Annotated in this window: 6 protein-coding genes; 1 reads left to right on the top strand and 5 read right to left on the bottom strand. The window is 55.9% G+C overall.

The window, feature by feature from the left end; translation table 11 throughout:
- Positions 1–142: 142 nt before the first annotated feature.
- The 5 genes from H4J77_RS18860 to H4J77_RS18880 all read right to left on the bottom strand — a co-directional run bounded on the left by H4J77_RS18860 (position 143) and on the right by H4J77_RS18880 (position 4,913).
- On the bottom strand, positions 143–1,141 hold the full coding sequence (locus tag H4J77_RS18860) for an isocitrate/isopropylmalate family dehydrogenase (protein WP_182249965.1): 999 nt from the start codon (positions 1,139–1,141) through the stop codon (positions 143–145).
- Positions 1,138–2,037 carry a DMT family transporter gene (locus H4J77_RS18865; RefSeq protein WP_404940799.1) on the bottom strand — a complete coding sequence of 300 codons (900 nt, stop codon included), beginning with the start codon at positions 2,035–2,037 and terminating at the stop codon, positions 1,138–1,140. The genes H4J77_RS18860 and H4J77_RS18865 overlap by 4 nt, the downstream gene beginning before the upstream one ends.
- Positions 2,038–2,143: 106 nt before the next feature.
- On the bottom strand, positions 2,144–2,596 hold the full coding sequence (rimI, locus tag H4J77_RS18870; RefSeq protein ID WP_182249969.1) for a ribosomal protein S18-alanine N-acetyltransferase: 453 nt from the start codon (positions 2,594–2,596) through the stop codon (positions 2,144–2,146).
- Positions 2,593–3,372 carry an energy transducer TonB gene (locus H4J77_RS18875; RefSeq protein ID WP_182249971.1) on the bottom strand — a complete coding sequence of 260 codons (780 nt, stop codon included), beginning with the start codon at positions 3,370–3,372 and terminating at the stop codon, positions 2,593–2,595. The genes rimI and H4J77_RS18875 overlap by 4 nt, the downstream gene beginning before the upstream one ends.
- Positions 3,372–4,913 carry a 2-isopropylmalate synthase gene (locus tag H4J77_RS18880; protein WP_123889057.1) on the bottom strand — a complete coding sequence of 514 codons (1,542 nt, stop codon included), beginning with the start codon at positions 4,911–4,913 and terminating at the stop codon, positions 3,372–3,374. The genes H4J77_RS18875 and H4J77_RS18880 overlap by 1 nt, the downstream gene beginning before the upstream one ends.
- 282 nt (positions 4,914–5,195) lie before the next feature.
- Between H4J77_RS18880 and H4J77_RS18885 the strand changes: the two genes are divergently transcribed.
- A complete protein-coding gene (locus H4J77_RS18885) occupies positions 5,196–6,860 on the top strand; it encodes a long-chain-fatty-acid--CoA ligase (RefSeq protein ID WP_182249973.1) in 1,665 nt (554 codons plus the stop codon).
- The last annotated feature ends 225 nt before the right edge of the window (positions 6,861–7,085 follow it).

Genomic DNA, 7,085 nt, shown 5'->3' on the forward strand with positions numbered 1-7,085 from the left:
CATGAGGCGGTGCTCTCGGATTATGGTGTTGGTCGCACAACCATCATGACCGAGATGTCACCGCCTCACCTCATTCCAGAAACGAAAAGTCCGGGTTGCCCCGGACTTCCGTGAAGAACCTTTTTTTATGCCTCTCTTCCTACTATTTGATCCGCTCCAGCACCCCTGCTGATACGCGCCGGGTAGTCTCCACGCCAAAATCCACGCCTTTCGATTCCTTTAAAAAATCGTCTACGGCGCCTTCCAGGCGAGATGCCTGGTCACCCAACTCCCAGTGATAGCGCAGCAGAAGAGCGGCACTGAGCAACGCAGCTATGGGGTTTGCTCTACCGCTACCGGCAATATCCGGCGCACTACCGTGCACCGGCTCAGCCAGCGCAATCCCCTGCCCCCAGTTAAGCGACGGCGCGGTGGCCAGGCCGCCTGACCAGTAGCTGGCCAGATCGGACAGTACATCGCCAAACAGGTTGGTGGTCACAACCAGGTCAAAGGATTCCGGCTGTTCGATCAACTGCAGCGCGGCCACATCAACCAAGCGCTCATCCAGCACCGAGCCCAACCCTTGGGCTTCCAACACGGCGCGGCAGCTATCGCGAAAGAGTCCGCACGTGAGCGGCAGCACATTGGCTTTATGCACCAGGGTTATGCGCCTTGCCTGCCGCAATTGAGCGACCTGCGCTGCGCGTTGCGCCAGTAATTCGCTCGCCTGTCTACTGATATGCCGCTCAGCTATAGCCTTATCTGGCGATGCCATATGCTCGCGCCCGACATAAAGCCCTTCACTGTTCTCGCGCAATACCATCAGGTCTATCCCGCTCTTGGGCGAGATAAAGGGCCAGCTGCGCACCGGACGTAAGTTGACTGACAAACCCAGCTGTTGGCGCAACGTCAGTATTGCGCTGCGATAACCGGTTACCTGATGTGCTGGCGATTGCACCGCGCCAAACAGCCCGGCCCCGCACTCGCGCATAAGATCGAGCGTGCGCTCGGGCACGGCACAGCCGGTCTGTTGAAAGCAGGCCCAGCCCGCTTGCGCGTGCAATACTTCCAAGTCTGGCACCAGCAGCTTAATGGCCTCTACCGCGACCGGCACAACCTCCGGCCCAATACCGTCGCCGGGGATCACGCAGAGTTTCTTCATACCTTGGACGCTCTTCGGGTTGCCAATAAGAGACCAGAGAAGGTCAGGGTGCCTCCCAGGAGGTGGTACCAGTGCAAGTGTTCGCCGAGCAGTAATACGCCGAGCAGAGCGGTAAACACTGGCATCAGGTAGCTGAATAGGGAGGCGGTCGCTGGGCCGAGAATACGCACACCGTTATTCCAGGCAAGATAAGCGAACAGTGAAGCCAGCAGCGCTGTGTAGCTAACGGCCCCAAGTGTCACCAGTGTCAGCGGCATGGGCCCGGTTTGGCTGTACTCCCATAGATAAACCGGCAACAGCAGCGGGACGCCACACAAGAGCATCGCGGTCAGCAAGGTCACTCCCGGAACGGGAATCATCCAGCGACGCAGAAGAACAGAGTAGAGCCCCCACGTCATTACCGCCGCCAGCATGACTAAATCACCCGGATTGAAAACCAGGTGCGCAAGCTTACCCAGCTGCCCAGTACTGAGGATCACCAACAGCCCGGTGAAGGACAACAGGGTGCCGGCTAGTGTTTGCCGGCTTGGCCACTGGCGCAACAATAGAACCGACCATATAAACGCAGCAACCGGGAGCCCGGTATTAACCAAGGTGATGTTAATGGCGGTGGTACTCTGCGCCGCCAGGTACAAAAGCGTGTTGTAGGATGAAATGCTTAACGCCGACAAGGTTGCAATCTGCTTCCAATGCAACAGTAATACGGCCCGCTGGCGCCACAATCCGCGCAGGGTAAAAGGTAAGATCAATAACAGGGCCGTAGTCCATCGCCAAAATGACAAACCAATCGGTGGCAATAACCCAGCAGTCGCGCGCGCGACCAGGGCGTTACCAGCCCAGATCAGTGCGCATAGAAGTAGACCGGCAATGGCCCAGCCGCGTGCGGACAACCTCACGCGGATCTGCCGAAAACAGCAAACATCAAACATACCTCCTACCAAAAACCCAATAGCGGAAGGTGCGAGCCGCAAACGTATCAGCGCTGCGGTAATAGTCCTCTAGTCAATCGACCAGCGAATAGGCCATAACCAGAGCGTCTTCACGCCCACCGACAGCGGGATAGTAGTTTCTGCGCCGGCCGATTTCGTTAAAGCCAAAGCTCTCATACAAACCCGCGGCATTAAGGTTGGACTCACGCACCTCCAAAAAGGTGACTTCAGCATCACGTACCTTGGCTTGCTGCATAAGGTGCTCAAGCAAACCATGACCAAAACCATTGCCCTGACTTTCTGGCCTAATGGTGATATTCAACAAATGAGATTCGCCCGCTGCCGCAGACAGTACGCCGTGCCCAATTTGCTGCAAGCCATCGAAGGCTAACCAGCACTCATGGCCTGACTTGATGCAGTCCAGAAAGATGCCGCGAGTCCAAGGATGACTGAAAGCAGAGAATTCAATAGCCAGCACCGCATCCAGATCAGACTCCTGCATGCGTCGGAAAATCAGGGCACTCATACGTTATCCTTCCACCGTGCCTTTACTCGTCTCAGCTGCGCCCATAGCGCCGCTTTGCGCTGCGGTTCACGCATCAACAGCTCAAGATCATCTGCAAACCAGCCAGCAGGTAAACCCTCAAGTGCTACTTCGCGTCCAACCAATTCATCGACCTTTGCCAAGTCCGACTCGACCAATAGCCCGGTAGCAGGACCAAAACAGCCAAGCGAGACTAACTCCTGGTCTTCCAGGCGTCCTTGCATAAAAGCCAGCAATCCCCTGCTCGCTGCTTCTGCACTACGATCAAGCTGTGGGTTACGACTCAACGGCCAACGAAAATCAGCTAATAACCGTGGCCGCGATGGCAACCCTACTGCGCGCAGAATATCCTGCAGCAAAATAAAGGCAGGGGTTGCGCTTTCGAGGCCAGGCTCAGGCGCCTCGGTAAGAAGGGCGCAAGGGCCTGCCAACCAAAGCTGCAAATAAAAGGGCTCAATGGCCGCAGCGACAGGAGCCGCCTGCACCGGAGTTTCTTCAGGCTGGGGCGCTTTCGGTTGTGCGACCTCGCCGCGTAACTTGTTAACCAACGCGGCTGGTTTAACTGCGGGGGCCTTGCTGATTGGCGCAGTCACCGGAGCTGCCGAGGGAGCTGAATCGGGCTCCTGGGTTGGCTGCGCCTCTTGCACTGCGGGTAGCGTATACGGGATACGTTCTGGCACACCAATCAACGCTTTGCGTGGTATCCAGTTGGTTACTCCCATGGCCTCAAGATAGGCCAGACGCGCTTGTTCCTGCATCAGACCCCCGCTGCCTGAGGATGAGCGCGGTATGCACCTTCGCGCATCAGATTCAACGCATTGATATAGGCTTTGGCCGAGGCCACGACAATATCGGTATCAGCACCGTTACCGTTTACGATGCGGCCACTTTTTTCTAGGCGCACCGTCACTTCACCCTGCGAGTCAGTACCCTCGGTGATCGCGTTTACCGAATACAGCTGAAGAGTCGCGTTCGAGCCGATTACCTGCTCGATAGCCTTGAACGTGGCATCTACCGGACCAGAGCCCCCTGAGCGCGCTTCCTGCTCTACTCCGTCGACACTAAGCTGAACCAGCGCATTCGGTACCTCGCCCATGCAGGACGAGACGTCCAAATGAACCAAGCGAATGTGCTCGACCACCTCGGTTAGCGTATCAGTCACCAGCGCCTGCAGATCTTCATCAAAAATCTCATGCTTACGATCGGCCAACTGTTTGAAGCGAACAAAAGCCGCATTCAAATCTTCACCGCTCAAAACAATGCCCAGCTCTTCAAGACGCGAGCGGAAAGCATTCCGCCCTGACAACTTGCCCAAGGACAACTTGTTGGTGTGCCAGCCCACGGACTGCGCGCTCATGATTTCATAGGTTTCACGATGCTTAAGCACGCCATCCTGGTGAATCCCTGACTCGTGAGCAAAGGCATTGGCGCCGACAATAGCTTTGTTGGGCTGTACCGGGAAGCCGGTGATCCCTGAAACGAGCCGCGAAGCAGGCAAGATATTCTCGGTCACAACTCCGGTATATACACCCAGCAGATCCTGCCGCGTCTTGATTGCCATAACGATCTCTTCCAGCGCAGCGTTACCGGCGCGCTCGCCCAAGCCGTTGATAGTGCATTCAACCTGACGGGCACCGGCTGTAACCGCCGCCAGTGAATTAGCAACAGCCAGACCCAGGTCGTTATGACAATGCACTGAAAAAACGGCTTTATCGGCGTTAGGTACGCGAGACATTATCTGCCGTATGGTGTCGGCGAACTGGTGCGGGATAGCATAGCCGACGGTGTCAGGAATATTGATGGTCCGGGCACCTGCGTCGATGGCCGCCTCGATAATTCGGCAAAGGAAGTCGATCTCGGAGCGCCCTGCATCTTCGCATGAGAACTCGACATCAGCGCACAGGTTGCGCGCGCGCTTAACTGCGCGCACTGCTTGCTCAACCACCTGATCCGGCGGTAAACGCAGCTTATGCTGCATATGAATCGGACTGGTGGCAATAAAGGTATGAATGCGCCCTGCATTAGCGCCGGCCAGTGCTTCAGCTGCTCGGTCAATGTCCGCGTCAACCGCACGCGACAGACTACAGATAATGCTGTCCTGAATGCTGTCCGCAATCGCCTTGACCGCCTCGAAGTCGCCGGGACTGGCAATGGCAAACCCCGCTTCGATGACGTCCACCTGCAGCTTCTCCAGCGCCCGCGCGATACGCAGCTTTTCGTCCTTGGTCATGGACGCGCCAGGGCTCTGCTCACCATCTCGCAACGTGGTATCAAAAATAAATACCCGGTCCTGATTCATATGTAAGGTCCTCCGCAAATACCGCTGAACACTGTCGTTCGCTTCACGCCCATCGGCGCCTGGGTCAGGCCGATACTATACCGCATCCTCCCGACCGACTGGGAAAGCCAGTACCTTGGAACTCACTGCGGTTTATGACGTAACAACAGCACAACAAAAGTATTCTTCCTTAGTCTCACGTAGGGACTTATTCTGTCGGTTGATCTAATAACAGGACTGTCCTGCTGAAAACGCGCAGAGAACGGTTCGTCTGAATTGCATAAAAAGCAGGAGATTGGATGTATGTTTGACCGTCACTATGCCGTGTGGCCCGATCAAGTACCCAAGCAGCTTGAAGTCCCCGCCACCAACTTGTTCCACAACATCACCGTCTCCGCACTTCGCTACCCCGATCATCCAGCTATTCACTACTACGGTAGCAACATCAGCTACCGCGAGCTGCAGAATCAGGCCGAGCGCCTTGCGGGCTATCTACAGCAAGCCGGCGTAAAAGACGGCGATCGCGTACTGCTGTATATGCAGAATAGCCCACAGTACATCATCGGCTACTTCGCCATTTTGCGTGCTAACGCCGTTGTTGTGCCGGTTAACCCCATGAACCGCACTGCCGAACTCGCCTACCTGATCGAAGACACCCAGGCGCCTGTAGCGCTATGCGGGCAAGAGCTGAGCGAATTCGTGGCGCCGCATATCGGCGAGAGTGCGTTAAAAGAAGTGATTGTCACTGCCTACAGCGAATACGTAGTAGAAACGACAGACCTTACGTTGCCCGACGCCGTGGCTGCGCCCGCCGAGCCGGTTACAGCAGCAGGGCTGACTGCATGGCAAGCGGCGATGAAAGCTGACATAAAGCCAAGCGCTTTAACCGCAGGACCAAATGACCTGTGTGTCATACCTTACAGCTCGGGCACTACCGGCAATCCAAAAGGCTGCGTCCACACGCATCATAGCGCGATGGCTACCACTGTGTATGGAGCCGCCTGGGTGAACACTCAGCACAGCTGCATCCATCTGGTGTCGGTACCCATGTTTCATGTCACTGGTATGCAATCGTGCATGAACTCCACTCTCTACGCTGGCGGCACCCTGGTCGTAATGACCCGCTGGGATAGAAAGGTAGCGGCACAATTGATTGAAAGCCTGAAAATCAATACCTGGCGCAACATATCGACGATGGTGGTCGACATGTTGTCCGATCCCGATATCGATCAATACGACATCAGCTCACTCACTGGTATCGGCGGTGGCGGAGCGGCTATGCCCGCAGCCGTAGCTAAAAAGCTTCAGGACAAGACAGGCCTTATCTATATGGAAGGCTATGGGTTGTCCGAAACGATCGCAGCAACACATGCAAATCCGCCTCATGCCTGCAAACCCCAATGCCTGGGTGTTCCCTTCATCGGTGTTGACTCACGGGTGATTGACGTTGATACGTTAAAAGAAGTCGAGCCCGGCGTGACCGGTGAAATCATCATGCGCGGCGAACAGATTTTCCAAGGTTACTGGAACCGCCCTGATGCTACCGAAGAGGCGTTTGTTGAGGTAGATGGCGAGCGCTTCTTCCGCTCTGGCGACCTCGGCTATTATGACGAAGAGGGCTACTTTTTCCTGGTAGACCGCGTAAAACGAATGATCAACGCTTCAGGCTTCAAGGTATGGCCCGCGGAAGTTGAATCACTCATGTACGCACACCCGGCCATTCAGGAAGTCTGCATTATCTCTGTACCCCATGAGCGACGCGGCGAAACGGTTAAAGCGGTCGTCGTACTGAGTGCAGGTAAACAAGACACAACAGAGCAGGACATTATCAACTGGTGCCAGGAAAACATGGCTGCCTACAAATGCCCGCAGATCGTCTCCTTCGCCGACAGCATTCCCAAGTCGCCAACGGGCAAGATCATGTGGCGCCACCTGCAGGACATCGAGTGGGGACGCGCTGAAGCCTAACTCCCCTCGGCTTTGCACTCAAGAGCGCCCTAGGGCGCTCTTTTTTATTGCCCTGCAAGCTGCAAGCTGCAAGCTGGAAGCTGGAAGCTGGAAGCTGGAAGCTGGAAGCTGGAAGCTGGAAGCTGGAAGCTGGAAGCTGGAAGCTGGAAGCTGGAAGCTGGAAGAGAGTGGCGTTTGCCTAGGGCAGGTCAATAGGTTTTGGCTTTAATCTGCAAGCAGCCGCAG

Origin of the sequence: Pseudomonas sp. 5Ae-yellow (genome assembly GCF_014077575.1) — a bacterium.
GTDB classification, from domain to species: Bacteria; Pseudomonadota; Gammaproteobacteria; order Pseudomonadales; family Pseudomonadaceae; genus Halopseudomonas; species Halopseudomonas neustonica.